The organism is Pseudomonas agarici, from assembly GCF_900109755.1.
GTDB classification, from domain to species: Bacteria; Pseudomonadota; Gammaproteobacteria; order Pseudomonadales; family Pseudomonadaceae; genus Aquipseudomonas; species Aquipseudomonas agarici.
The window spans coordinates 1-1,451 of the sequence record NZ_FOAR01000066.1; the positions used below are offsets into that span (position 1 = coordinate 1).

Annotated in this window: 2 protein-coding genes; both read right to left on the bottom strand. The window is 57.4% G+C overall.

Features of this window, described 5'->3' with window-relative positions:
* Positions 1-48: 48 nt before the first annotated feature.
* Entirely contained in the window at positions 49-1,017 is a 969-nt protein-coding gene (locus BMX68_RS24945) for a DUF4123 domain-containing protein (protein WP_143063370.1), read from the bottom strand.
* A partial coding sequence (locus BMX68_RS24950; RefSeq protein WP_143063371.1) for a DUF2345 domain-containing protein occupies positions 1,014-1,451 on the bottom strand: 438 nt, incomplete at its 5' end. The genes BMX68_RS24945 and BMX68_RS24950, both read right to left, overlap by 4 nt.

The following is a 1,451-nucleotide window of genomic DNA, read 5'->3' on the forward strand; positions in this document are numbered from 1 at the left end:
AGCGACATGGCCAAGTCGATATTGGCGGCATATTGACTTACTGGCTCATCACTCATTTATCTTTGCTCCCAATCGTGTGTGTTCCGGGTTTAAGTAATCGCTGCCCAATGCCTGCTGAATCGCGCACCACTCTGAATCGCTGACCGAACCGATCAAGTGCGCCAAGGCGTCGGGCTGCGTGTTGGCCTGATCAACCAGTGCGCTTATTTTTGAATGCGTCAGCAGATTGGGATGAATCTGCAAGGCATGGACGGCCAGCAGCGCCGTGTCCCGTGGATCCTCGATACCCAGTTCAATCGCCCTGCCGACGATTCGATCCACGCGCCTCAGATAATCGGCGGGGAGTTCAGGAGAACACTTCAGCCAACCGCGAATAATCGTTTGAATGAGTGCGCAACGATGGGCATGAAGCCTCTGTTGTTTGTCCAGAAACAGCCCGAATTTGGAGGCCAGCGGCACCTCAGTTGCTGGGTCGGGTTGATACATGCGCAACTGGTCGCGACGGTCCAACGTCCACCACTGGGCGATGGGTCCCAACAAGGCGTTCTGTTGGAACACCGTCAGGGACGGCCACATCCATTCCATCACCCGGCGATCCTGCCAACGGAAATATTTCCACTGATCGGTGACGTACAGTGTCCGTTGCACACAGGCCGCCAAATGTCGCGCCAAGGATTCGCCCGTCGCCTGGGTTAACAACCAACCACCGATGGCAAATCCCTGGGCCGATTCGCTAAGGGGGTCGGCTTGTTCTTCAAGCATTAGTGAAACGCTTTGATCCAGTAACTCAATGGCCTTGGGCGTCAGCTTAATCAGTCGCGGTTGTTGTCCCTCCTTTAGCGAAGGTGATTTGACGGGTACGGCAAAAACGTCACAAACCCACTCAACAAGCTGTTCTTTCTGGAAGGGCTCACGCCGCAGGGGATCAATGAGCAGGTAGGCCGTGAGCTGCCCATCGCCATGTAAATGGTGACTGAGTGTGCGAATCAATGTTTCTTTCGGATTTAAATGCATCACAGTGACGCCGCTCCCTGTGCCACCGCCGTCAGGTCATCCTCTGGACAAGCCTTGAGTTCACCTTTGCCCCTAACGGCCTTGGTCTCCAGGCTGCCTTTCGGCCCGGTCAACACATGCTGCTGTGCCTTGAATGTCACGGCCCCCGGCGCTGTGATTTCAATATTCCCACCGCTCAACTTGATCGCCGCGCCCTCAGCGCTCAACAGCACATGGCTTTTGCCCTCCACCTGCGCGCCTGCCTGGGTACTGATCAGGCGGATATCCCCCTGCGCCGCCATACTGACCTTGTCGCTTTGCGCTTGCAGGCTGACCGCCCCCGTCGCCGTATGCAGGGTGATCCCGGTGTTGGCCACCGGGCGCTCGGCGCCACTGTCGCCTTGGGTGAACAGCACCAAGCCCTCGCCAGCCAGAAAGGCGGTGTGGCCTTGCGCCGT